Source organism: Lacibacter sp. H375 (assembly GCF_037892425.1).
GTDB lineage: Bacteria > Bacteroidota > Bacteroidia > Chitinophagales > Chitinophagaceae > Lacibacter.
Map to the genome: position 1 here is coordinate 2,668,708 of NZ_JBBKTT010000001.1, position 26,004 is coordinate 2,694,711.

At 40.1% G+C, this 26,004-nt stretch carries 20 protein-coding genes and 1 tRNA gene; 12 read left to right on the forward strand and 9 right to left on the reverse strand.

The annotated features are described in order from the left end of the window. Nucleotides 1-38: 38 nt before the first annotated feature. From WG954_RS11605 to WG954_RS11625, 5 genes are all read right to left on the reverse strand, one after another. The gene (locus tag WG954_RS11605) at nucleotides 39-1,457 is read right to left on the reverse strand and encodes a Glu/Leu/Phe/Val family dehydrogenase (protein ID WP_340436623.1); all 1,419 of its coding nucleotides are present in this window, start codon (nucleotides 1,455-1,457) and stop codon (nucleotides 39-41) included. 34 nt (nucleotides 1,458-1,491) lie between these two features. Beyond that, entirely contained in the window at nucleotides 1,492-1,719 is a 228-nt protein-coding gene (locus WG954_RS11610) for a CcmD family protein (RefSeq protein ID WP_340436625.1), read from the reverse strand. Continuing rightward, entirely contained in the window at nucleotides 1,719-2,411 is a 693-nt protein-coding gene (locus WG954_RS11615) for a cytochrome c biogenesis protein CcsA (protein WP_340436627.1), read from the reverse strand. Before WG954_RS11615 ends, WG954_RS11610 begins: the two co-directional genes overlap by 1 nt. A gap of 74 nt (nucleotides 2,412-2,485) precedes the next feature. After that, a complete protein-coding gene (locus tag WG954_RS11620; protein ID WP_340436629.1) occupies nucleotides 2,486-3,148 on the reverse strand; it encodes a heme exporter protein CcmB in 663 nt (220 codons plus the stop codon). Between the two features lie 37 nt (nucleotides 3,149-3,185). Beyond that, nucleotides 3,186-3,749, reverse strand: coding sequence for a thymidine kinase (locus WG954_RS11625; protein WP_340436631.1), 564 nt, complete (start codon nucleotides 3,747-3,749; stop codon nucleotides 3,186-3,188). Nucleotides 3,750-3,822: 73 nt separating this feature from the next. Between WG954_RS11625 and WG954_RS11630 the strand changes: the two genes are divergently transcribed. Continuing rightward, nucleotides 3,823-4,632 (forward strand): DUF8457 domain-containing protein, encoded by an 810-nt coding sequence (locus tag WG954_RS11630; protein WP_340436633.1) that lies wholly within the window; start codon nucleotides 3,823-3,825, stop codon nucleotides 4,630-4,632. On the opposite strand, the gene WG954_RS11635 is transcribed toward WG954_RS11630, so the two are convergent. Beyond that, nucleotides 4,602-5,849, reverse strand: a complete 1,248-nt coding sequence (locus WG954_RS11635; protein ID WP_340436636.1) for a 3-deoxy-D-manno-octulosonic acid transferase — start codon at nucleotides 5,847-5,849, stop codon at nucleotides 4,602-4,604. The two genes, WG954_RS11630 and WG954_RS11635, sit on opposite strands and share 31 nt — an antisense overlap. A 118-nt stretch (nucleotides 5,850-5,967) precedes the next feature. On the opposite strand from WG954_RS11635, the gene WG954_RS11640 reads away from it, so the two are divergent. From WG954_RS11640 to rfbD, 7 genes are read left to right on the forward strand one after another with little or no spacing between them, the layout of a single operon-like run. Further along, the gene (locus WG954_RS11640; RefSeq protein ID WP_340436638.1) at nucleotides 5,968-7,119 is read left to right on the forward strand and encodes a DegT/DnrJ/EryC1/StrS family aminotransferase; all 1,152 of its coding nucleotides are present in this window, start codon (nucleotides 5,968-5,970) and stop codon (nucleotides 7,117-7,119) included. 14 nt (nucleotides 7,120-7,133) lie between these two features. Continuing rightward, nucleotides 7,134-8,444, forward strand: a complete 1,311-nt coding sequence (locus tag WG954_RS11645; RefSeq protein WP_340436640.1) for a UDP-glucose dehydrogenase family protein — start codon at nucleotides 7,134-7,136, stop codon at nucleotides 8,442-8,444. Between the two features lie 32 nt (nucleotides 8,445-8,476). Next, the gene (locus WG954_RS11650) at nucleotides 8,477-9,460 is read left to right on the forward strand and encodes a UDP-glucuronic acid decarboxylase family protein (RefSeq protein ID WP_340436641.1); all 984 of its coding nucleotides are present in this window, start codon (nucleotides 8,477-8,479) and stop codon (nucleotides 9,458-9,460) included. 37 nt (nucleotides 9,461-9,497) lie between these two features. Beyond that, nucleotides 9,498-10,787: a nucleotide sugar dehydrogenase gene (locus WG954_RS11655; protein WP_340436643.1), complete on the forward strand. Its 1,290-nt coding sequence runs from the start codon at nucleotides 9,498-9,500 to the stop codon at nucleotides 10,785-10,787. Next, nucleotides 10,787-11,851, forward strand: a complete 1,065-nt coding sequence (gene rfbB, locus WG954_RS11660; protein ID WP_340436646.1) for a dTDP-glucose 4,6-dehydratase — start codon at nucleotides 10,787-10,789, stop codon at nucleotides 11,849-11,851. The genes WG954_RS11655 and rfbB overlap by 1 nt, the downstream gene beginning before the upstream one ends. Nucleotides 11,852-11,903: 52 nt before the next feature. Then, nucleotides 11,904-12,458: a dTDP-4-dehydrorhamnose 3,5-epimerase gene (rfbC, locus tag WG954_RS11665; protein WP_340436649.1), complete on the forward strand. Its 555-nt coding sequence runs from the start codon at nucleotides 11,904-11,906 to the stop codon at nucleotides 12,456-12,458. 8 nt (nucleotides 12,459-12,466) lie between these two features. After that, nucleotides 12,467-13,333, forward strand: a complete 867-nt coding sequence (rfbD, locus tag WG954_RS11670; RefSeq protein WP_340436650.1) for a dTDP-4-dehydrorhamnose reductase — start codon at nucleotides 12,467-12,469, stop codon at nucleotides 13,331-13,333. Nucleotides 13,334-13,391: 58 nt separating this feature from the next. Here the strand turns inward: rfbD and WG954_RS11675 are convergent. Then, nucleotides 13,392-13,462, reverse strand: a tRNA-Gln gene (locus tag WG954_RS11675). 66 nt (nucleotides 13,463-13,528) lie between these two features. Next, nucleotides 13,529-16,150: a cyanophycin synthetase gene (cphA, locus tag WG954_RS11680; RefSeq protein WP_340436652.1), complete on the reverse strand. Its 2,622-nt coding sequence runs from the start codon at nucleotides 16,148-16,150 to the stop codon at nucleotides 13,529-13,531. A gap of 216 nt (nucleotides 16,151-16,366) precedes the next feature. Here cphA and WG954_RS11685 point away from each other — a divergent pair, with 216 nt between their 5' ends. Both WG954_RS11685 and WG954_RS11690 read left to right on the forward strand, forming a co-directional pair. After that, entirely contained in the window at nucleotides 16,367-17,263 is an 897-nt protein-coding gene (locus WG954_RS11685) for a cyanophycinase (protein WP_340436654.1), read from the forward strand. A 74-nt stretch (nucleotides 17,264-17,337) separates the two neighbouring features. Next, nucleotides 17,338-17,967, forward strand: a complete 630-nt coding sequence (locus WG954_RS11690) for an SGNH/GDSL hydrolase family protein (RefSeq protein ID WP_340436656.1) — start codon at nucleotides 17,338-17,340, stop codon at nucleotides 17,965-17,967. On the opposite strand, the gene tyrS is transcribed toward WG954_RS11690, so the two are convergent. Continuing rightward, nucleotides 17,964-19,241, reverse strand: coding sequence for a tyrosine--tRNA ligase (gene tyrS, locus WG954_RS11695; RefSeq protein WP_340436658.1), 1,278 nt, complete (start codon nucleotides 19,239-19,241; stop codon nucleotides 17,964-17,966). The two genes, WG954_RS11690 and tyrS, sit on opposite strands and share 4 nt — an antisense overlap. A gap of 221 nt (nucleotides 19,242-19,462) precedes the next feature. Here tyrS and WG954_RS11700 point away from each other — a divergent pair, with 221 nt between their 5' ends. Continuing rightward, a complete protein-coding gene (locus WG954_RS11700) occupies nucleotides 19,463-20,581 on the forward strand; it encodes a putative type IX sorting system protein PorV2 (RefSeq protein ID WP_340436660.1) in 1,119 nt (372 codons plus the stop codon). A 6-nt stretch (nucleotides 20,582-20,587) separates the two neighbouring features. Continuing rightward, the gene (gene porU2, locus WG954_RS11705) at nucleotides 20,588-25,651 is read left to right on the forward strand and encodes a putative type IX secretion system sortase PorU2 (protein ID WP_340436664.1); all 5,064 of its coding nucleotides are present in this window, start codon (nucleotides 20,588-20,590) and stop codon (nucleotides 25,649-25,651) included. Nucleotides 25,652-26,004 lie beyond the last annotated feature (353 nt).

Here is a 26,004-nt window from a genome sequence, read left to right on the forward strand (position 1 = left end):
AAAACCAACGGGATGGGGGAATAAGCAAGTAGCTGATGTTACGGGAAAATGCCAAGCTCAACATAGCTCGTAGCTACTTTGTTGATGGCAACCACATAAGCAGCAGTACGCATGTCAGGAATTGAAGGATTTTGTTTCCAGCAATCCATCACTTCATTTACAGCTGTGATCATGGTTTCTTCCAATCCACTATAAACAAGATCTACTTCATCAGGACCATGCGTAATAATATCTCTGTGCTCTTTCTTAACTTTTTTACCGCTTAAGAATTCCATCTGACCAAGAATATTGGTGTTCAGGTTTTCAGTAAAACGTTTTTCCAAACGGCCATAGCGAACATGGCTCAGGTTTTTCAACCATTCGAAATAAGATACGGTTACACCACCGGCATTCAGGAACATATCAGGAACAACCAACACACCTTTTGATGCAAACACTTCATCAGCTTCAGGAGTTAAAGGTCCGTTTGCGGCTTCGCCAATTATTTTTGCTTTAACACGTGGAGCATTGTTTCCATTGATCACGTTTTCCAAAGCAGCAGGAATTAAAATATCGCAATCCAATTCCAATGCATCAGTTGTATTTGTAATTGTAGTTGCGCCTGGAAAATTGATGATCGATCCGGTCTTTTTTCTGAACTCGATCAACTCGTCTTCATGCAAACCTTCAGGATTAAAAACAGCGCCATCATGTTCAGAAATAGCGATGATTTTTGCACCATTCTCTCTGAAAAATTTGGCGGTGTGATAGCCTACGTTACCAATACCTTGTACAACTACCCGCTTGCCTTCAACGCCGGTTGTTAAGCCAAGTTTGCTCATAACCTCAGGCATGTTACAAACCTCACGGATGCCGTAAAAAACACCAAGACCAGTTGCTTCACGACGGCCTCTAACGCCGCCTTGTGTTATAGGTTTACCTGTTACGCAACCTGCAGCATCAATTTCGCCCGGGCGAAGTGATGAATAGGTATCGACGATCCAGGCCATTTCTCGTTCGCCAGTACCATAGTCAGGTGCAGGTACGTCAATGCCGGGGCCAATGAAATTTTTCTTTACGAGTTCAGATGTATAACGTCGTGTGATCTTTTCAAGTTCATAAGCAGTGTGGTTACGTGGGTTGATCTTAATGCCACCTTTAGCACCACCGAATGGAACATTTACAATGGCACATTTATAGGTCATCAAGGATGCAAGAGCCATTACCTCATCCTGGTTCACTTCTTCACTGAAACGAATACCACCTTTACAAGGTGATTTGTGTTGAGAGTGTTGCACACGGTAAGCTTCAATTACTTCAATGCTTCCATCATCCATTTTAACGGGGAAACGCATCTGGTAAACACTGTTGCATTGCTTGATCTGTTCAAGGATACCTTTATCCCATTTTGTAAAGGCTGCAGCTTTATCAAAGCTCTGTTCTACTGCACCGAAGAAACTGTAATTCGTAGTTGACATACAATCGTTTTTTTAATTAAGTATATAGCAATCGTTAATCTTTCTGTTGTTTTTCAAGTTTGGTGAGTTTCCTGTCGATACGAAACACATAACCAATAAGACCAAATAAGATGATGAGACAAACCACCACCACCACGTAAATTTTTCCATTACTGCGCATGGAATCAGCCATTTCTGCCTGCTCTGTTTGTGCAGCGGCAGAAAATGAGATCAACAAGAGGTTGATGATAAGAAAAAGAATAGTTGCGAAAACTTTGTTCATTACAAAAGTGATTTATCGGCCAATAACCGGGTTCTGATTTTGAGTGTAGTGATCCAGACAGCTAACAATGTCCAACCGATAACTGCCGGGTAAAATACCATACGTAATCGGCTATCAATATCATTAAAGTTGAGTGCAGGGTTTCCGCTATCGCTACCGGGTGCACCGGGGTGTAAGCTACCAACCAGTCTTGGAATGATCCAGATAGTTGGGAAGAGCATAACAAAAGCAAATACGTTATACACTGCGGTTACCCTTGCCTTTTTATCCATATCAGTAAAGCTCCCCCGCAAAACAAAATAAGCGCAGTAAATAAGGATGGCGATACCTGCACCTAACAGTTTTGGTTCTTTAAGAATATTGCTGAGCGACTGGCCCTGGTCTGTTACCCAGGTATAATTTGCCCAAACGGCGCCTGTTGCATACCCCAACAAACCGAGAAACGTGCCTGTCCCTGCAAACGCAGACGCATAAATGTCGTGCCTATACTGCTGTTTACTGAGGTATTTAATGCTGTACACCAGGCTTACTCCAAACAAAATCATCATGGCAAACCACATACTTACATGAAAGTAGAGGTTACGAATTGATTCATTTAAAATAAAAAGACGGGGTACATCCATCAAGAAACCACCAACAATGGTGTAAACGAGTAAAATAACTGACGCTATCTTCCACCAGGATTTATGCATATAATCAGCTTTACAAAACAAACACAAACATTTGTTTTGCTTGTTTAAAGTGCGGCAAAGTTAGTGGTTGGATATTAATCTTTCCATAAAAAGGGAAACAAAATCATGCAGAGTGCAAGCACCAGAACATCGAGTCCACCCAACAATAAAACCATCTGAAAAACAGCACCTTCTTTAAAAATTTCACCAAAAGCAGACTTAGAAATACGAATTAGCAGCAATAGCTGAGGGATAATAACCGGGAATCCCATGATGACCATGATTGCTGCATTTTGATTAGCCCTTGAAGCAATGGCGGCCATCAATGTAAATACAAGACTCATACTGATGCCGCCAAGTATAGTCATGCCGATAAACTCAATGGCATGTAAAAAAGGGGCACCGAGAAAGAAACTGAATGTTGTGACGCTGAGTAAACTCATCACCAACATCAACAATATATTGTACAAAAGCTTGGCAAGAATAAATTCCTGCGCACTGGTAAGTGAATAGTAATAGAGCATGCGGCCACGGCTTTCCTGCAAAAAACTTTTAGCCACGGCATTTATGCTGATGAACAACATGTTTACCCAAAACAAAGCGTTCCATGTGCTTCCATCCGGTTCATTTATAGCTAAGAATAATACATACACTGTACAGGCGATATACAATACAATACCATAAAAAGTGTACTGCTGCCTTATTTCAAGCAACAGGTCTTTTTTAAAGAGTGCAATTATTTTTTTTGAGGATGCCAACGTGAATGGGATAATTTACAAGTTAATATTCCATATTTTAAAAATGATAACAATGTCTGCATCTCGGCTCATACTTATCTTTTTCACCAAGCACCACTTGTCCGCCTTCACTTGAGGTACGATAAGAGTAGTTGGCAATATTGCCACACACCACACAGATCGCATGAAGCTTAGTTATATAATCAGCAACAGCAAGGAGGTTGGGCATTTGGCCAAAAGGTTGCGCCTTATAATCCATATCAAGCCCGGCAACAATTACCCTTGTTCCACTGAGTGCTAACTTTTCGCACACGTTGGTTATTTCAGGATCGAAGAACTGGGCTTCATCAATACCAACAACTTCTACACCCTGTGCCAGCAATAAAATTTTCTGTGAATTATCAATTGGAGTTGATTGAATGGCGTTCTCATCATGCGATACAATTTTTACCTCATCATAACGGATATCAACAGCTGGTTTAAATATCTCCACCTTTAGGTTGGCTATGCGTGCCCGTTTTAAACGGCGGATAAGTTCCTCTGTTTTTCCACTGAACATGGAGCCACAGATCACTTCAATCCAGCCTCTCCGGTCGCCTTTTATATTCGGTTCAATAAACATTATCAATATTTTATGCCAAACTGTTTGTAACTTAACGGCAAATTTCCAATACCGCCAAAAGTAAGCACTATTCATGGAACGAATTGCTTCTCTTATTGAACAATTACAGCAGGCTCTTCAAAGAAACGCCGATGCAACACAAATGCTGATACTTACCAATATGCTTCGTGCAGAATTGGAACAGCAATCTCAACAAAAACAAGAAACAACAGGTAGTAACCGTGTAGCGGTTGTGTTACCAGCTTCAAGAGTATCCTTGCCGGTGCAAGAGGTACCTGAACCTGTTACTGCAACAAGACTTGTTCCGCCATCAGTGGTTAAAGTTGAAGAGAAACCTGTAGAAAAAATTCTGGAAGTATTACAAATCGACGAAAGCGAAGTAGAAGCTGAACTCGAAGAAATACGTCAAAAAGCGGAGTTTGCAAAAAAAGTAGAAGCACAGCAACATCAGCACAAACCTGTTTTGTTGTTTGATGAAGAACCTGAAATTCCTACTCTTGTTCATCAGCCCAACTATGTAGAGCCGAAGAAACCAGCGGCCAGTTCAAAGGAAGTGAACGAGATGAACAATGGCAAACAATTATCTCTTAACGAACAATTGGGTGAACATAAAACAGAAGTAGCACACAAACTGAACGAGGGCTCTTCTATTAAAGACCTGAAAAAAGCCATCGGCATCAACGATCGTTTTGTGTTCATCAATGAATTATTTCGTGGCGATGAAGTGATGTACGAACGCAGCATTAAAACCATCAACAATTTCTCTATCTATCCCGAAGCACAGTACTGGATGGAGCGTGAATTGAAAATTAAATTGGGCTGGGACAACGATCGTCCTGCAACACAGGAGTTTTATGCATTGGTGAAAAGACGTTTTTCCTGAAGCCAATCGATTATAGTTGCGGTTGCTCCCGCATTTTCCTTTACATAGTTTTCTGCAATTGTTCCTGCCGCTGCAATATCCATCTTAAGCATAACTTCTTTTAGCTCTACAGCATTAATGATTGTAAAACTTGCACCGAGTTTTTTCAAGTCAACACTTTCTTTAAACTTTTCAAAATTTGGTCCTGTAATAACAGGATTGCCATACACAGCAGCTTCTAAAATGTTATGATGGCCACTTTTGTTGAAACCTCCACCAACATAACATATCGAAGCGTATTTGTAAAGACGTGAGAGGTAACCAATGTTGTCTACTATAAGACAATTATGAGTTATGAGGTGTGCGTTATGAGTGGATAGTTGGGAGAACGTAATTGAATTGTTAAATAATGTTTTTAAACGTTTGATATTTTCTGTCTTGATCTCGTGCGGCGCAATAATCAGCTTATATTTTTCATTGCCCTTCATCCATTCAGCAAGAATTGTTTCATCTTCTGTCCATGTACTGCCAGCTACCATCACTGGATCAGTCCCACAAAAAGTGTCAACAATTTCTATGGGTTTCCAATGCTCAGCAGCAGTTATTACACGATCAAAACGTGTATCACCGGCAACAGTTGTTTTATCACTCAGTCCAATTCCATCCAACAATGCTTTTGAAGCTGCGTTTTGTACAAACAATTGCGAAAACAGTTGCAGCATGTTTCTATTAAAACTTCCCCACCATTGAAAAAATGCCTGCGAAGGACGAAAGATACCCGACACCAGAATTGTTTCGATCTTCCTGTTGTTCAGTTCGGCCAGGTAGTAATGCCAGAGCTCGTACTTCACAAAAATGGCGAGCTTCGGTTGAACAATATCAAGAAAGGCAGCCGCATTTCCTGCTGAATCGAATGGCAGGTACATCACATGATCTGCGCCTAAGTAATTCTTACGCACTTCATAACCCGAGGGAGAGAAGAAAGTAACCAGGATTTTGGAATTTGGATATTGGGTCTTGATCTGTTCAATAATGGGTCGTCCCTGTTCAAATTCGCCGAGGGAGGCACAATGCATCCACACCACAGGTTTTCCCGGCGCTACATTCCATTTGGCGTTTAATTCCTGCTGCCAGTTTTTACGGCCATCAACCCAATTTCTAGCTTTTTGGTTCCAATTTGCGGCAAAGCCTATGGCTGTTTTGTATGCAACCCGGAATATGTTGTAAAAGAAGATCATGCGCCACAAATCTAAGAGGAAAGGAATTGGTGAGAAAAACTTAACTCTTTCAACCTGTGTTTCAGAGGCTAAACGCCTTTTTTGCCGTACTTTCGCCACCGTTTAAACAAGCTTATTTATGCGGCCTATACAGATGGTTGATCTTAAGCAGCAATACCTTGCAATTAAGCAGGAAGTAGACACTGCAGTTCTTGATGTTTTAGATAGTTCAGCTTTTATTAATGGTAAACCCGTGCAGGAACTGGCCAGCGACCTGAGCCAATACCTCGGATCAAAAAATACAATTCCCTGTGCCAACGGAACTGATGCCTTGCAGATTGCGATGATGGCACTTAACCTGCAGCCAGGTGATGAAGTAATTACTGCTTCGTTCACCTACATTGCCACAGTTGAAGTGGTGGCATTGCTCCGTTTAAAACCTGTGTTTGTGGAAGTTGATCCAAAAACATTTTGCATTGATCCGGATGCGATCCGCAAAGCCATTACACCAAAAACAAAAGCGATTGTTCCGGTTCACTTGTATGGTCACGCTGCCAATATGGATGAGATCATGAAGATTGCTGCAGAACATAACCTGTATGTAATTGAAGATAATGCGCAGGCCATTGGTGCAGATTATATTTATCCCGATGGAACAAAAAAGAAAACAGGATCAATTGGTACCATTGGTTGCACATCATTCTTCCCATCTAAAAATTTAGGTTGTTATGGCGATGGTGGTGCGATGTTTACCAACGATGATGCATTGGCGGAGCAATTGAAGATGGTGGCGAACCACGGACAAAAAGTGCGTTACTATCATGAAGTAGTAGGTTGTAATTCCCGTCTTGATACGGTACAAGCCGCTGTATTAAAGATCAAACTCAAAAAACTTGACGAATATATTGCTGCACGCCGCAAAGCGGCAGATTATTATGATGCGGCATTTGCAGGCCATAAAAACATTACTACACCTTATCGTGCGCCATACAGTAATCATGTGTTTCATCAATACACATTAACACTCGATGGTTTTGACAATGTAGCAGATGTAAGAAATGGATTGAATGCTTATTTAGCTGAGCAAAAAATTCCATCGATGATCTATTACCCCGTACCGGCGCATCGTCAGCAAATGTTTGCTTCATTTGGTGGAGCAGATTACAATTTACCAATAACAGACTGGTTGACGGATCGTGTAATTTCTTTACCGATGCATACGGAACTGGAAGAAGAGCAATTGCAGTTGATCACAAGTAAAGTGTTAGAATATCTTAATACAAAATCATAAACAGAAATTAACAGATGAAAATCGCAGTAGTAGGAACAGGTTATGTAGGTCTCGTAACAGGAACGTGTTTTGCCGAAACAGGCAACCAGGTTACCTGTGTTGATATTGATAAATCAAAAGTTGATAAACTTTCAAACGGGCAGATCACTATTTACGAACCCGGACTTGAAAAAATATTTCTCCGTAACCTCAAAGAAGGTCGGTTGCATTTCACCACCAACCTTGCTGAAGGTGTGAAAGATGCAGCGATCATATTTCTTGCGTTGCCAACACCTCCCGGTGAAGATGGCAGTGCTGATCTGAAATACATTTTAGGTGTGGCCAATGATCTCGGAAAAATTCTTACCGATTATAAAGTGATCGTTGATAAGAGCACAGTGCCGGTTGGCACAGCCGATAAAGTGCAGGCTGCAATTGCGAAAAATTTCAAAGGCGAATTTGCTGTGGTGAGTAACCCGGAATTTTTGCGTGAAGGTGTGGCCGTTGAAGATTTTATGAAACCCGATCGTGTGGTTGTTGGTACAAGTGATGAGCGTGCAAAAAAAGTTATGACTGAGTTGTATGCTCCGTTTGTACGTAGTGGTAACCCGGTGATTTTCATGGATGAGAAAAGCGCTGAGCTTACAAAATATGCAGCCAACTCTTTTTTAGCAGTTAAGATTTCATTTATGAATGAGATTGCACGCTTATGCGAACGTCTTGGCGCAGATGTTGATATGGTGCGTAAGGGTATAGGTAGTGATGAGCGTATCGGTAAGCGTTTTCTTTTTCCGGGTATTGGCTATGGCGGAAGTTGTTTCCCGAAAGATGTGCAGGCATTGGTGAAATCATCCAGCGAAGTGGAATATGATTTTGAAATACTGAATGCAGTGATGAAGGTGAACGAAGAGCAGAAATTATTCCTCATGCCAAAGATCAATTCATATTTCAATGGTGATTTGAAAGGAAAGCGTTTTGCATTGTGGGGATTAGCCTTTAAGCCTAACACGGATGACATTCGTGAAGCACCGGCTTTATACATGATTGATGCGTTAACAGAAGCAGGTGCAACCGTACATGCATACGATCCCGAAGCGATGCCGAATGTAAAGCAAGTAGTGGGCGATAAAATTGATTTCGCACAAAGTCAATACGATGCGTTGGAAAATGCAGATGCATTGATCATTGCAACGGAGTGGAGCGAATTCCGCACACCTGAATTTGAAAAAATTTCTTCCATGCTGAAGAACAAAGTGATTTTCGACGGACGGAATGTGTACGACAGAGAACAAATGAAGCAACTTGGTTTCTTCTACGAAAGTGTAGGAAGAGAAGCAGTGAAGTAATTCTAATTAACGAATAGCATAATAACAATATAATGGATTGTAAACGAATATTAATTACAGGTGCTGCAGGTTTTCTCGGTTCGCATTTATGCGACCGTGCAATCAAAGAAGGCTATCATGTAATTGCAATGGATAATCTCATTACCGGTGATTTGAAAAATATTGAACATCTGTTCAAGCTGGAGCAATTTGAGTTCTATCATCACGATATAACCAAGTTCATTCACATTCCGGGTAAGCTGGATTATATCCTGCACTTTGCATCGCCTGCAAGCCCGATCGATTATTTAAAAATCCCGATTCAGACATTGAAGGTTGGTGCGCACGGAACTCATAACTGTTTGGGTTTGGCAAAAGCAAAAGGTGCACGCATTCTTGTTGCTTCAACTTCTGAAGTATATGGGGATCCGTTGGTGCATCCTCAAACAGAAGAGTATTGGGGAAATGTAAATCCTGTTGGTCCACGAGGTGTGTACGATGAGGCTAAGCGTTTCATGGAAAGCATTACGATGGCGTATAACCGCTTTCATGGTGTTGAGACAAGGATCATTCGCATCTTTAACACATACGGCCCACGTATGAGACTCAATGATGGTCGTGCTTTACCTGCTTTCATTGGTCAGGCTTTGCGTGGGGAAGACTTGACGGTATTTGGTGATGGTAGTCAGACACGAAGTTTTTGTTATGTGGATGACCTCGTTGAAGGTATTTATCGTTTGCTTATGAGCGATTATGATATGCCCGTGAATATTGGTAACCCAACAGAAATAACGTTGAAAGAATTTGCAGAAGAAGTGATTAAGTTAACAGGCACATCACAAAAAATTGTTTACAAAGATTTGCCTGTAGACGATCCTAAACAACGCAAACCGGATATTACAAAAGCAAAAGCATTGCTTGGCTGGGAGCCAAAAGTAAGTCGTGCGGAAGGATTGAAGATCACTTATGAGTATTTCAAAAACTTGCCGCAGGAAGAGTGGAGCAAATTGCCGAAAGAGTTTGTGAGCATGAAATGATGAGTAAAGAGAAATAAGTTTAAATCAGAAATCGAAAATGTATCAATCATTAATTAATAAAGAAAAGAAAGTAGCAGTCGTTGGGTTAGGCTATGTGGGATTGCCATTGGCATTGGAACTGGCTGTGCACATGCAGGTGATCGGTTTCGATATCAATAAGAAACGCATTGAAATGATGCAGCGCAATGAAGATCCCAGTAAGGAAGTTGAGGCGGACCGTTTTGCAGGAAAGGATATTGTGTTTACGGATGATAGTAATGTATTAAGAGAAGCTTCCTTCTTTATTGTGACTGTGCCAACACCGGTAGATGATCATAAAGTTCCTGACCTCACCCCATTGGAGAAAGCAAGTGAAACTGTGGGTAAGGTGTTGAAGAAAGGTGATTATGTGATTTATGAAAGCACCACCTATCCCGGTTGTACAGAAGAAGATTGTATGCCGATCCTGGAACAGTTCTCCGGCCTGAAAGGAAAAATTGATTTTAAGATTGGCTACTCACCTGAGCGGATTAATCCGGGTGATAAACATCATACATTAAGCAACACCATCAAGATTGTTTCCGGTTGCGATGATGAATCATTGCAGGAAATTGCTGCGGTGTATGAAAGTGTAGTAAAGGTTGGAGTACATCGTGCACCAAACATTAAAGTAGCAGAAGCAGGAAAGATCATCGAAAATGCGCAGCGTGATCTGAATATTTCATTGATGAATGAACTCTCGATCATTTTCGATCGCATTGGCATTAACACATTTGATGTGGTGGAAGCTGCAGGAACAAAATGGAACTTTCATAAATACACACCGGGCTTAGTAGGCGGCCATTGCATAGGTGTGGACCCTTACTATTTAACTTACAAGGCACAGCAGCTTGGTTATAATTCAAAAGTAATTGCCAGTGGTCGTTTTGTGAATGATGAAATGCCCCGCTATGTAGCAAAGAAAATTATTCAGCATATTATTAAGCATGCACCAAATCCTGCTACTGCAAAAGTGTTGGTGCTGGGTGCAACGTTTAAAGAGAACGTAGCAGATATCCGCAATTCGAAAGTGGCTGATATGGTAAAAGAGTTGCTGGAGTATAATGTAGCTGTAGATTTTGTTGATCCGCATGCTGATGCAGAAGAAGTACATCATGAATATGGTTTAACGATTGCTGGTGAAATTGGAACAGGATATGATGCAATTGTATTGGCAGTAGCGCATCATCCCTATACTGCATTTACAGAAGAGTACTTGTTGTCTATTGCCAATGAGAAAGCCATGTTTGCTGATCTAAAAGGTATCTATCGGAATAAAATTTCAAAACTCAAATACTGGAGTTTATAATGAGCACATTCGATAAAACAATATTGGTGACTGGTGGCGCAGGCTTTATCGGCAGTCACGTAATTCGTCTTTTTGTAAATAAATATCCCAATTACAAAATTGTAAATGGTGATGCTTTAACCTACGCAGGCAACCTGGAGAATCTGAAAGATGTACAGGATCAACCAAACTATGCGTTTGCAAAAATTGATATTACAGATGAAGCAGCTGTTGAACAGCTCTTCAATCAATATCATTTTGATGCTGTAATTCATTTGGCAGCAGAAAGTCATGTTGATCGTAGTATTCTTGATCCATTGGCATTTGTAAAAACAAATGTGTTGGGTACTGCAATTTTGCTGAATGCATGTCGCAAGCATTGGGCCGGTAATCTTGAAGGCAAGCTGTTCTATCATGTTTCAACAGATGAGGTATACGGTTCATTAGGCGAGTCTGGTTTCTTTACAGAAGAAACACCGTACGATCCACATTCTCCATACTCAGCTTCAAAAGCTGCGTCTGATCATTTTGTAATGGCTTATTATGATACTTATGGTTTGCCGGTGGTAATGAGTAACTGCAGCAACAACTATGGTTCACATCATTTTCCGGAAAAATTGATTCCGTTAATGATCAACAATATCAAAAACAACAAGCCATTGCCTGTGTACGGTAAAGGTGAAAATGTTCGTGACTGGTTATTTGTAGAAGATCATGCAAGAGCGATCGATACTATTTTCCATAATGGAAAACAGGGACAGAGTTATAATGTAGGTGGATTCAACGAATGGAAAAATATTGACCTGGTTCATTTGCTCTGCAGCATCATGGATAAAAAACTTGGTCGTGCAGAAGGGGAAAGCGCCAAGCTCATCACTTATGTAAAAGACCGTGCCGGTCATGATCTGCGTTATGCCATTGATGCAACAAAACTCAATAAAGAATTAGGCTGGAGTCCGTCGCTTCAGTTTGAAGAAGGACTAGAGAAAACAGTCGAATGGTATTTAAGTAACGAAGAGTGGATCAACCATGTAACCAGTGGTGATTACCAGAAATATTACGATGTGCAATACGAAAAAAGGTGAGTGGTCAGTAGTTAAAATCAGAAATCATACATCATAAATCAGACATATCGTAATGGCTTTTTTACAAACAGGATTCCCGGGCTTAGTAGTGTTTGAACCAAACGTATTTGGCGACGACCGGGGTTATTTCTTTGAATCATACAACCAACAGACTTTCGAGAAGGAAGGATTGTTTTATAACTGGGTGCAGGATAATCAATCGAGTTCTACTTACGGCGTTATCCGTGGGCTGCATTTTCAAAAAGGCGAACATGCACAGGCAAAGTTGGTTCGTTGCTTAAGTGGAAAAATCCTGGATGTAGTAGTTGATCTGCGTAAAGATTCACCCACTTTCAAAAAGGTGTATGCTGTTGAATTAACATCAGAGAAGAAAAATGCATTACTTGTGCCACGTGGATTTGCACATGGTTTTTCTGTATTAAGCGAAACGGCTGAAGTGTTGTACAAATGCGATAATTTCTACAGTAAACAAAGTGAAGGCGGTTTGTTGTACAAAGATCCAACTCTGAATATTAATTGGCGAATTGAAAGCGGTAGAGAAATCGTTTCAGGGAAAGATCTGCTCAATTCATCATTTACTGATCTGGGCGAAGACAGCCTCTTTTAATAATTGATATGGAAAAGCCGGTTATACTTGTTACAGGTAGTAATGGTCAGCTTGGGAAAGAGTTGCAACAACTTGCAGATACTTATCAGCAATATAGTTTTGTATTTGCTTCAAGAGAAGACCTGAAGCTTCACCACTTTGGGTTAGTTGAGAACTTTTTTATTGCAACGAAGCCGAAGTATTGTATTAACTGTGCAGCTTATACGGCAGTTGATAAAGCCGAGAACGAACAGGAAATGGCCATGCTAGTAAATGGAGAAGCTGTTGGTCACCTTGCATCTGTTTGTAAAAAATATAAAACGAAGTTCATTCATATCTCTACTGATTATGTGTTTGATGGCGAAAGTGAAACGCCTTACAAAGAAGATGGTGCGACTGGTCCCATCAACACCTATGGTAAATCAAAACTTTTAGGTGAGCAGTTGTGCATGAAAGAAGATGAAGATGCCATCATTATTCGTACTGCTTGGGTGTATTCTTCATTTGGTCACAACTTTGTGAAAACAATGATGCGGTTAATGAATGAACGCAATGAATTAAATGTTGTAGCTGATCAAATCGGTTCTCCAACCTATGCTGCTGATCTTGCAAAAGCAATTCTCGATATCATTTCTTCCGGCAAATGGGTGAGTGGTATTTATCATTATAGCAACGAAGGAAAGATCAGTTGGTATGAATTTGCTCAGGCTATTAAAGAAATAACCAGTAGTAAAGCCATTGTGCATCCAATTGAAACAGCTCAATACCCAACACCCGCACGTCGCCCTCATTATTCTTTGCTTAATAAAGAAAAGATCAAATCAACCTTTAATGTGGCCGTTCCGGAGTGGAAAGAGAGCTTGCAAAAATGTATCGGCATCTTGCAGGATGCCTGAAAATACTCCCGGAATGGTCTTTAAAATCAAAAACCCTCCACAATGTGGAGGGTTTTTGTTGGCCTACCTGGATTCGAACCAAGACAAACAGAACCAAAATCTGTCGTACTACCATTATACTATAGGCCAATCTCCCTTTCGGGGCTGCAAAAATAAGGTGCAACAGATGATCAACCAAAAAATTTATCAAATTGATCAACTCTTGCTTTCCCGATCTTTCAGTTCTTTGATCTTATCGAGCGCTCCGGCCACCACATCGCACATAATGGTGTAAAGGGCACCTTGCTTCGGATTAGCGTAAATATATTCCAACGCCTCATTTTCATTCGCAATTTTCATCACCGGAATGGTTTTATTCACCTTCCGAATGCCTTCTTCAAGCAAGTCCATGATTTCTTCTGCTGTGCGGCCACGCAGGTTTTTATCGCATCGCATGATGATCTCATCAAAATACTTACCGCTGATTTCACCAAGTTCACGGATATCTTCATCTCTCCGGTCGCCTGTACCACTAATAACGCCGACTTTATACTTGTAATCGAGTTTGTTTACAAATTCGCAAAGCAATTGAAGTCCGTGTGGGTTGTGCGCAAAATCGGCGAGGAACGTATAATTTTTAAAGTGAAAGAAATTCAAACGACCGGGCGTTAAGCTTTCGCCTGGTATAAACGTGAGTAACCCCTGGCGAATATCATCAATGCTGATGTCACGATAAAGATATGTGGCAAGTACTGCTGGTAAACAGTTGGCGATATTATGCACCGCTTTGCCTTCGTAGGTAAGCGGAATATCTTTTGCAGGAAGCACTCTTATTTTCCATGTGCCTTTCATGATGCTGATAAAACCATTTTCAAAAACAGTCGCTAATCCGCCACCAGCACAATGTTCTTTAATGCGTGGATTGTTTTCGTCCATACTGAACAACGCAACATTACACTTCAGATCATTTTTCATTTTATAAACGAGCTCATCTTCTGCATTAAGAATCGCATAGCCATGCGGAAAAACCGTTTCAGGAACAACTGCTTTTACTTTCGCCATTTGTTCAACAGTGTTGATGCCGCCAAGGCCAATATGATCTGCAGCAACATTTGTAACAATGGCCACATCACAATTTTGAAATGCCAGACCTGATTTTAAAATACCACCTCTTGCACATTCCAATACTGCAAAATCAACGGTGGGATCTTTTAATACAAATGTTGATGAGATTGGCCCGGTACAATCGCCCTTCATCATTAAATGATTCTGAATATAAACACCATCACTTGTTGTGTAACCAACTTTCTTACCTGCGCTTTTTGCAATATGTGCAGTTAACCGTGTTGTAGTTGTTTTGCCATTTGTTCCTGTAATGGCGATAATGGGAATACGACCAACACTTCCTTTTGGAAACAACATGTCGATCACGGGTTCTGCTACATTACGTGGCAATCCTTCAGCTGGGTCAATATGCATACGGAAACCCGGTGCTGCATTTACTTCGAGAATGGCTCCTCCGTTTTCACTCACAGGAGTACGTAAGTCTGTTGCCATAATATCAATACCGCAAATATCAAGACCAATAATTTTGCTGATGCGTTCGCACATGAACACATTTGCAGGATGTACCTCATCGGTTACATCTGTTGATGTACCACCTGTTGAAAGATTTGCTGTTGTTTTTAATAAAACCAATTCGCCTTTTGGCGGAACTGTCTCTAATGTATATCCTTTCTCTTCCAGCATTTTCATAGTGCTGCCATCAACAGTAATTTGTGTCAATACTTTTTCATGACCATAGCCACGACGGGGATCTTTATTGGTTTCATCGATCAGCCATTGAATGTTATGTTCACCATCTCCAATTACACTTGCAGGCGTGCGCAACGCAGCACAAATAAATTTATGGTTGATGACGAGTATGCGAAAATCAAAACCTGTAATAAAGCGTTCAACAATTACACTACGGCTATATGCTTTCGCTGCTTCAAATGCTTTTAATGCCTGTTCTTTATTGGTAATGTTGGTGGTATTCCCTTTTCCGTGATTGCCGTCAATTGGTTTGATCACTAAGGGGTATCCGAATTTTTCAATGGCTTCATCTAAACCAACTTCAGTGCGAATCACCGTTCCTCTAGGTACAGGAATTTCAGCAGCTTCGAGCAATAGTTTTGTTTCTTCTTTATCGCATGCAATATCTACTGCAATATTTGATGTGGTTGATGCAATAGTTGCACGAATGCGTTTTTGATGAACACCATAACCCAACTGCACCAAACTTTGTTTATTCAATCGTATGTAAGGAATGTTTCGTTTGGCTGCTTCATCAACAATACAGCCGGTTGAAGGGCCTAGTCTTGTATCTTCTCGTATTTCTCTCAGCTTTTGAATATCTTCTTCCAGGTTATATTCTTCTCCTGCAACCAACGCTTCAGCAATACGCACAGCAGCTTTGGCTGCATATACACCCGCATCTTCTTCGAGATAAGTAAACACTACATAATACACACCTTCTTTTTCATTGGCGCCACGGGTTCTTCCGAATCCTGTATCCATACCTGCCAATGTTTGCAGTTCTAATGCTACATGTTCTATCACATGGCCCATCCATGTGCCTTCATCAACCCGTTGAAAAAATCCACCTGGTTTGCCCACACTGCAACGATGTCCGTAAAGGCTGGGAAATAATTTTTCCAATCGTTCACGGAAACCTGGAATGTGGTTAGTGGGGCGTTGTTCAAGTTCTTCGAGGTCGAGTTTCATTTGTATGAGTTTGGTCCGGCGCACACTCCAATAGTTTGGACCACGAAGAATTTTAATTTCAAGAACTTTCATGTGTTATTTTTTATTTGATTTTGGCCACATGCTATTCGCCATAAAATTTTCATCGGTGCGATGTGAGTTACCTCGAAAATTTTATGGCTCATTTCATAACCGTCGATTGATGTTGTTTCCGAATATATCAAAATTTATCCGATGCTGTTGATAAAAGCAAGGCAACACAGGAAATATTTTACCCTTAATTTTGTTTGGAACTAAAAATCACAATCATTGCAGTATCCAAAAGGAAAGCTGATCGCTATCGGCGGTGCAGAAGATAAAGGGACCGATCTTGAAGCGGGAGAAATAAACCGCAATAATCTTAACTTTTTTGAGCTGGGTATTCTCAGGCGGGTGGTGGAAGAAGCCGGTGGTATTGATGCCCGTATTGAAGTAATAACAACTGCTTCAACTATTCCATACGAAGTAGGGGATAATTACATGAATGCATTTGGAAAGATCGGCTGCACCAATATTGGCGTGCTGCATATCCGCAACAGGCAGGATACAGCTAATTCTGAATATCTTGAACGTATCAAAATCTGCAATGCAGTGATGTTCTCTGGTGGTAATCAAATGCGTTTAAGCGTAACCGATGGAGGAACAGAGTTTTTAGCCATTTTGAAAAAGCGTTACCAGGAGGAAGCCGGTTTTGTGATTGCTGGCACGTCTGCAGGTGCAATGGCTATGAGCAAAACAATGATCTATGAAGGAAATGCTGCACGTGCTTATTTGAAAGGCGAAGTAAAAATGACTGCAGGCTTAGGGTTTATTGATAATGTTATTATTGATAGCCATTTTGAAAAGCGTGGGCGTTTTGTTCGGTTAACGCAAGCTGTTGCAACAAACCCTTCCTGCATTGGTATTGGTTTGGGTGAAGATACTGGCATGCTCATCACCGAAGGAAATAAAATGGAAGCAATTGGAAGTGGTTTGGTGATCATCATTGATGGGCATGACATGATGCATTCCAATATTGCTGACATTCCCGATGGTAATCCAATCAGTATCGAAAATCTTAGAGTACATTTCTGTGAAAAAGGAAATGGCTACATGGTAAAAGAGCGTCAGTTTTTAATGGAGGCAAAAGATGGTGCACTCATCAAAAAGCAAGTACACGTAGAATAAATAATTGATCTAGTCAAATCATCGATTCAAAAAGCTGTATGAAAAAAATAATTCTTTTCGCAATTTCCGTTCTAATGCTTTTGGCATTCACTCGTCAGGATAAAATCAAAGTCATCTTTTTTGGTGATTCTATAACACAGGCAGGCGTTAATCCCGGCGGATATGTTAAACGCATCGACAGTATGGCACGTGCACAAGGAAAAATGAATTATGATTTTATTGGTGCCGGTATTGGTGGTAATAAAATTTACGATCTGTATTTAAGAATGGAAGATGATGTGCTTGCAAAAAATCCAAATGTAGTAGTGCTCTATATTGGGGTAAATGATGTGTGGCATAAAGCTTCATCAGGTACAGGAACTGATGCTGATAAGTTTGCGAAATTTTACCAGGCAGTGATTGATAAGATCAAAGCAAAAAATGCAAAGATCATTTTATGTACACCTGCAGTGATAGGAGAGAAGACCGATGGTAGTAATCAACAAGACGGGGATTTAACAGAGTACAGCAAAATCATTCGTGGACTTGCGCAAAAGAATGGATTGCCATTGGTGGATCTGCGTAAATCATTTATCGATTACAACAACAAGAACAACAAAGAGAATAAAGATCGTGGCATTTTAACCACTGACCGTGTTCATTTAAATGCAATCGGCAACCAATTGGTCGCCGATGAAATATGGAAAGCTATACAGGCACTTTAAACAGCCGATACTAAATAATAATTCTTCTTTCCTTTTTGTACCAGCAGATATTTTTCATGAAGGAGTAACGAAACGTCGATCTTCATATCGATTGTTTCTACTTTTTTACGGTTGATGCTTACGCCACCGCCTTGCACAGTTTTGCGTGCCTCACCTTTGCTTGGGAAAATGGTTGTTTCAGCTAAGAAAGAAACCACATCAATTCCAACTTGTAATTTATCTGCTGCAAAATCAAACTTCACCACACCTTCCATTCCTTCAAGATCATCAACACTCAGACTTTCCGCTGATGCTGTTTGATTGGCAAATAATTTAGCTGTTGTTTCAACTGCATTCTTCAGTTCTTCTTCACCATGAACAAATTTTGTTACTTCTTCAGCCAAGCGTTTTTGAAGGATGCGTTTGCCGGGATCGCTATGATGTTCGCTGATCAAACCATCAACTTCTTCTTTTCTAAGAAATGTGAAGATTTTGATCCATCCTTCAGCATCAGCATCACTTGCATTTAACCAAAACTGGTAAAACTGGTACGGTGTTGTTTTGGTTGAATCTAACCACACATTACCCTGTTCGGTTTTGCCAAACTTGGTGCCATCTGCTTTTTTGATCAATGGACAAGTGAACGCAAAGGCTTCTCCATTCACTTTTCTGCGGATGAGTTCCGTGCCGGTGGTGATATTTCCCCACTGATCACTTCCGCCCATCTGGAGTTTGCAATTCTTATTTTCGTACAACCAATAGAAATCGTAGCCCTGCATCAGCTGGTAAGCAAACTCGGTGTAGCTCAAGCCAACTTCACTTTCAATGCGCTTCTTCACACTATCCTTCGCCATCATGTAGTTGATGGTAATGTGTTTGCCGGTATCACGCAAAAAATCGATGAATGAAATACTCTTAAACCAATCGTAGTTATTGGCCATTTCAGCTGCATTGACTTTTGAAGCATCAAAATCAAGGAATTTTTCCAACTGGGCTTTTACACCAGCTATATTTTTGTTGAGCGTTTCTTCATTCAGCAAATTTCTTTCCTGGCTTTTACCGCTGGGGTCGCCAATCATACCGGTAGCACCGCCCACCAAAGCAATTGGTTTGTGGCCCGCCTTCTGAAAATGAACAAGCAATAAGATCGGTACAAGACTGCCAATATGCAGACTATCAGCCGTAGGGTCAAAGCCGATATAAGCCGTAGTCATCTCTTTTTTCAGTTGTTCCTCCGTTCCGGGCATGATATCCTGTATCATCCCTCTCCATCGTAATTCGTCGATCAAATGCATGTTTTTTAGCAATATTTTTCGCAAAAGTAGGGCAGCGGAGGGCATTTTACTAAAAAGGAGCAATAAACACTGAAAATCAGCGTTTCGAGAAGCTGGTACTTTCTTAAACAGAGTTTGCTTTCGGCAATAGAATGTTTACTTTTGTCAATGCCTTGAGCAGCTTTCGAAAGGAAGTATGTCTCTTTAATAAGAAACTAATTGTTTATCAGAATACTGACCAGATGATAACCCGAGCAACCCTGATCCTATCTGTTACCCTTTTGTATAGCGCAAACAGCTTTGCGCAAATCCGTATTTATTCCAACGAATTTTTAAATATTGGTGCTGGTTCCCGTGCTTTTGGTATGGGGGGCGCTCAAGTGGCATCTGTAAGCGATGCTACTGCTGGTTATTGGAATCCTGCAGGATTAACAGCTGTAAAAAATGATCCTTCTCTTTCCTTAATGCATGCTGAATATTTTGCCGGCATAGGCAAATATGATTTTGGAGCTTTAGCAATTCCTGTTGCAAATAATAAGCGTACGATCGGTCTTTCTTTCTTACGTTTTGCAGTAGATGATATTCCCAATACACTTTATCTGATCGAGCCTGATGGCAGCGTGAACTATGCCAATCTTCGTTCTTTTTCTTCGGCCGATTATGCAGTGATACTATCTGTTGCTCAAAAAATTAAAGAGACTGAAAATAAATCGATGAGCGTGGGTGTAAATGCAAAAGTGATCCATCGTAAAGTTGGAAGTTTTGCAACAGCCTGGGGGTTTGGTTTAGATGTTGGCTTCCAGATGAAAGGAAAGAACTGGTCGGTTGGTGCTGCTGCAAGAGATATTACTACAACATTCAACGCCTGGTCGTTTAGTTTTACTGAGAGGGAGAAAGAAGTTTTGTTTCTCACCAATAATGAGATACCTGTTAAATCAACAGAGTTAACAGCCCCACGTTTAGTCATTGGTGGTGCTTATGATTTTCGATTCAGAAAAAATCTTTCACTAAAAGCTGAAGTAAATCTCGATCTCACGTTTGATGGACAGCGTAATACTGTGATCAGTTCTGAGGTGATCAATGCCGATCCAAGAATTGGAGCTGAGTTAAATATCAAAGATGTGTTCTTCCTGCGTGGAGGAATTTTTAATTTTCAGAAAACACTGGCTGATGGTGATACACTTAATCAAAAGAAAGTGTGGATCTATCAACCGGGAGCTGGTGCCGGTTTCAAACTCGGCAATTCTTTTTATGTAGATTATGCATTTACAAATCTGGCCAACCAGTCAAATCCGTTATATACACATATAGTATCTCTTCGTCTCGACCTTATGAAGCCTAAAAACCAAAAGAAAAAATAACTAGCAATGAAACGCTTTTTACTCTCCGTTACCATATTGCTTTGTGCAGTTGCAAGTATTACCGCTCAGTCGTATATGAATGAGTGGATTGATTTTAATAAAACCTATTACAAGTTTAAAGTTGGCGCAACAGGCGTTTATCGTATATCGCAGGCTCAGTTAAGTGTAATGGGCATTGCCAATGCAGATGCATCGCATTTCCAATTGTGGCGTAATGGCCAGCAGGTGCCGGTTTATACATCTGCTGCAAGCGGAACATTACCAGCAAATGGGTTCATAGAGTTCTGGGGGCAAGTGAATGACGGTAAATGGGAAAAACGAATGTATCTCGATCCGGGATACCAAATCAACGATAACTGGAGTTTGTACACAGATACATCTTCTTATTTTCTCACTGTAAATACAACGACTGCACAGAATAAGCGATTTGTTGAAACCCCAAATGATCTCTCCTCTGGATTGCCGGCAGAGCCCTATTTTACCCATAAAGCTTCACTTTATTATCGCAATAATTTGAATCTTGGTTTTGCGGCTGTTGTTGGGAGTTATGTTTACTCATCTTCATTTGACAGAGGTGAAGGTTTTACAAGTGCGGAATTTAGATCAGCTAACCCTTTGGTTTCTTCACAAACAAATTTATATGTTGCGCCTTCAGGTCCAAATGCAAAACTAAAATTTTCAGCTGTTGGCAGGGCATTAAATATCCGTACAGTTCAGGCTTATATCAATGGAACGTTAGTTGCTGATCGTGAAATGAATTATTTCAATTCAATTATTGATGAAAATGCGAATAATATTCCTCTTTCACTAATTTCCGGCAATACTGCAAATGTTGAGTTTCGTGTGAATGTTCTTGATCCGGCAGCTGTGGCAACAGACCGGATTGTTGTAGGGATGTATGAATTAAGCTATCCAAGACAATTTAATTTTGGTGGTCAAACAAATTTTGAGTTTGACTTACCCGCCAGTGCAACAGGCAACAATCTAATTATTGATAATTTTAATTTTGGAGGTTCTATTCCTCCTGTGATGTACGATCTTACAAATGGTCTTCGCATAACAGCAAGTATTGTTTCTCCAACACAGATACGAGTTGTATTACCTGCTTCTGCTTCTGATCGAAAACTTGTACTTGTAAGCCAGGATGGAGGGAATATCCGGTCTGTATCAAGTTTCATTTCACGCAATTTTACCAATTACGCATTACCAGCCAACCAAGGAAATTATATTATTATTTCAAACCCTCGCCTGTATTCAGACGCAAATGGAGTGAATCAAGTAGAACAATATCGCTTATATCGTAGTAGCACAACTGGCGGCGGTTATAATGCAAAAATTTATGATGTACAGGATATTCTTGATCAGTTTGGATATGGTGTAAAAAACAATGGTTATGCGATCAAAAATTTCCTCCGCTTTGCATACTCAGGTTTTGCTCAGAGACCTTCTTATTGTTTAATAATTGGGAAAGGAGTTGTTTATACAAACTATCGTGCGGCGGAATCTACTCCAACAATCGACCAACTTAATTTGGTACCAACTTTTGGGAACCCGGCGTCAGATATGTCTCTCGCTTCTGCAGATGGTAGTATTGTTCCCAAAATACCAATAGGTCGATTGACGGTTGTAAATGGTAACGAGGTTAAGGCCTATCTCGATAAAGTAAAGACTTACGAAACATTTTATAACAGTAATTCCTGTGTTATTAATGATGAGTTATGGAAGAAAAACGTTATTCACGTGGCAGGTGCTAATGATTATTTAGGTGAGCAAATTCGGTTTTATCTTAATCAATACGGTAACGTATTGAAAGATACTTCTTTTGGTGCAAGTATTTATTCCTTGCAAAAAACAGGTGTGGCAGCTATTCAAACGATTGCTAGCGCAAATATTACCAGGCTGTTTGAGGAAGGTTTTTCCCTTCTCACTTATTTTGGGCACTCCTCTCCATCAACACTTGAGTATAATTTATCTGACCCCACAAGCTATCCGTCAATTGGCAAGTATCCCATTCTTTTGGTGAATGGATGTCAGGCAGGTAATATGTTTTTATCTGATGCTACAAGGCTTACTGGAAACATGATCATTACGGAGAAATGGGTATTGACTCCCAATAGGGGTTCTGTTGCATTTATTGCATCAACACACTTAGGGATAGTTAACTACCTGCATATCTATAGCGAAGAATTTTATAACCAGTTGTCTAAAACAGATGGTTATGGTGAGTCAATAGGCAGAATAATGGCGAACGTGAACGATACTTTATCACGAACTTATTCTTTTAATGACTTCTATGTTCGTATGCACATGGAGGAAATTACCCTACATGGCGATCCTGCAATTCGTTTCTATAGTCAGAGAAAAGCAGATTATGCTATTGAAGCTCCAATGGTAAAAATTGCTCCCGAGTTTATTTCAATTGCAGAAACAAAGTTCGATGCAAACATTAAAATTGTCAATATCGGGAAAGCAACCGAGGATTCAGTACGTATAAAAATTACGAGAATATTTCCCAGCGGTAATTCAACTGTGGTTTATGATCAAAAAAATAGACGGGTGCCTTACGCCGATTCAATACTTCTGCAATTGCCTATCGATCCTTTCCGGGATAAAGGAGCCAATAAGCTCAAGGTAGAAATCGACCCTGATAACCTTATAGAAGAATCCTGTGAAACAAATAATACAGTTACCAAAGAATTCTTCATTTTCGAAGATGAGTTAAGACCTGTTTATCCATTTAATTACTCCATTATCAACAAACAGAATATTACCTTCTATGCTTCAACGGCTAACCCGTTAGGCACATCAAGAAAATATTATTTCGAATTGGATTCCACACAGAAATTCAATTCAGGCTTGCGAAAAGCCGACTCGGTTACCTCGATTGGAGGATCAATTTCATTTAAACCAACAGGGTTTACCTTCACAGATAGTACAGTCTATTACTGGCGTGTGGGTATGAGACCTGAAGCAAATTCTGGTATACTTTGGAATGATTTCAGTTTTGTATATATACCGGGTTCAGAAACTGGGTTTAATCAATCTCATTTCTTTCAGCATAAACAAAGTGCATATAAGTATTTGGTGCTTGATCCTGCAACTCGTTTGATGACCTTTGACTCAACAATCAGAAAGGTGCAAATCAGAACAGGAATTCATCCATTTCACATTGAGGCAAGCATTGATGTAGCAATAGATTTCACCAATATTGAGCGATACGGTTGTCGTTATGGATCATTTCAAATTTATGTCTTTGATGGGAAAACACTGGAACCTATGCGTAACACGTTTGGAGGCGCACCAGGTTTATATAACAGTTTGGCCACTTGTGGCGAAGCTCCACGTATTTTCTTTGAGTATTCATATACACAGCAGACATCAAGAATAAATGCCATCAACTTCCTTAAGAATATTGTCAAGGATGGCGATTATGTTGTCGTTACAAATCTTGGCTCAAATCAACTCGGAATAACTGATACAGCCGCTCTTAAATCCGATGAATCTGTTTTGGGTGTTGGTAATTCGCTTTATCATACATTAAAAAATGCAGGGTTTACAGAAATTGATAATTTCAAGAGTAACCTTCCAATGATATTTGCCTATAAGAAAAACAACCCAATGTTTATTCCTCAGCAAAAAATTGGCTTGGTGAACGAAGCAATTAGTGATGTACTTGAAGTACCTGGCTATTTCACATCAGGCGCCGTTGAGTCGCCTTGGTTTGGACCAGCAAAAACATGGAAAGATCTGAAATGGAAAGGATATCCTCTTGAAACATCACCTATAACAGACACTACGAGTCTTGACATCATCGGGAAAACAAGCACAGGAATTGAAGTGCTCTTGTCAACAATTACTGAAGCAAGAGATACAAGTCTGTCGTTTATTAATCCTTTAGCATTCCCTTATCTTAAATTGCGTTTGAATAATAAAGACGATAAGAAAATTACGCCTTACCAACTAAGCAAATGGAAGTTGTATGCAGATTACGTACCGGAAGGAGCCATTGCTCCTAACGTAGCATTCAGTTTTAAAGATACTCTTGAATTAGGTGAGCCACTTAATTTTGCGATCGCTTTCCGAAACGTAAGTGAAACCGCATTTGACAGCCTTAAACTGAAGCTGGTTGTAACCAATCAAAATAACGTACCCATTACAATTGACCTTCCTAAAAAGAAACCGTTAGTTTCTGGCGATTCAATTGTTGTGTCGTATAGATTTGATAGTAAAGATTTTGTTGGCCTCAATACACTCTATCTGATGGTTAATCCGGATGAAGATCAACCAGAGCAATTCCTGTTTAACAACTTTATTTTTAAGAGTTTTTACGTTAAGCCAGATAATTATAAGCCATGGCTTGATGTTACTTTCGACGGTTCACATATTCTTAACAGGGATATTGTTTCTTCGAAACCGCATATTTTCGTCCAGTTGAAAGATGACAGCCGCTTTCTTGCGTTGGATGATACAACGGGTATGAAAATACAGATACGTTATCCTGATAATACTTTACGTGACTATAAGCCGCAGTCAGATTCAGTGAAGTTTACACCTGCGAATCTTACAACAGGAAATAATTCTGCAACAATTGATCTGTATCCGAAATTTATGCAGGATGGAGAATATGAACTGATTGTAACGGGTATGGATAAGAGTGGAAATAAAGCCGGAGAGTTGGAATACAAAGTGTCATTCCAGGTGATCAATAAACCAATGATCTCAAATCTGCTGAACTATCCTAATCCATTTACAACATCTACCGCTTTTGTATTTACCATTACGGGCTCAGAAATCCCTCAGAATATGCGTATCCAAATCCTGACGATCACTGGTAAAGTTGTAAGAGAAATAACAAAAGCAGAGCTCGGTACACTTAGAGTGGGAAGAAATATTACAGATTTTAAATGGGATGGAACTGACCAGTTTGGCAATAAACTGGCAAATGGTATTTACCTCTACAGAGTTATTACGAACCACAACGGTAAGGCGTTGGATAAATACAAGGCGGAAGGCGATAACACAGATCAGTATTTTAACAAAGGGTATGGTAAAATGTACCTGATGCGTTAATAATAATTTTAAATTAAGTTGCACCCGGCAGTAAAATATACCTGCCGGGTTTTCTTTAGATGAAAGTGTATGGATGTTGTCGTAAAATCATTAAACAGGTTAGGAAGCCAATTTCTATTTATTGGATTGATTGCTTTTTTTACGTTGCATGCTAAGAACATTTTTTTCGAAGTACTGCCATTCTCAATTGTGGCAAAAACAATGGTTGCATTGTGTACAGCTTCATTTATCTATTGGGCAGTTTCGACAATCGTTTTTAGAAGTAAGATCAAGGCGTCATTGTTTACAGCAGTATCGTTTTTCCTTTTTCTCTTTTACAACATTGTGCAATCATGGGCAACAGCGGCGAATAA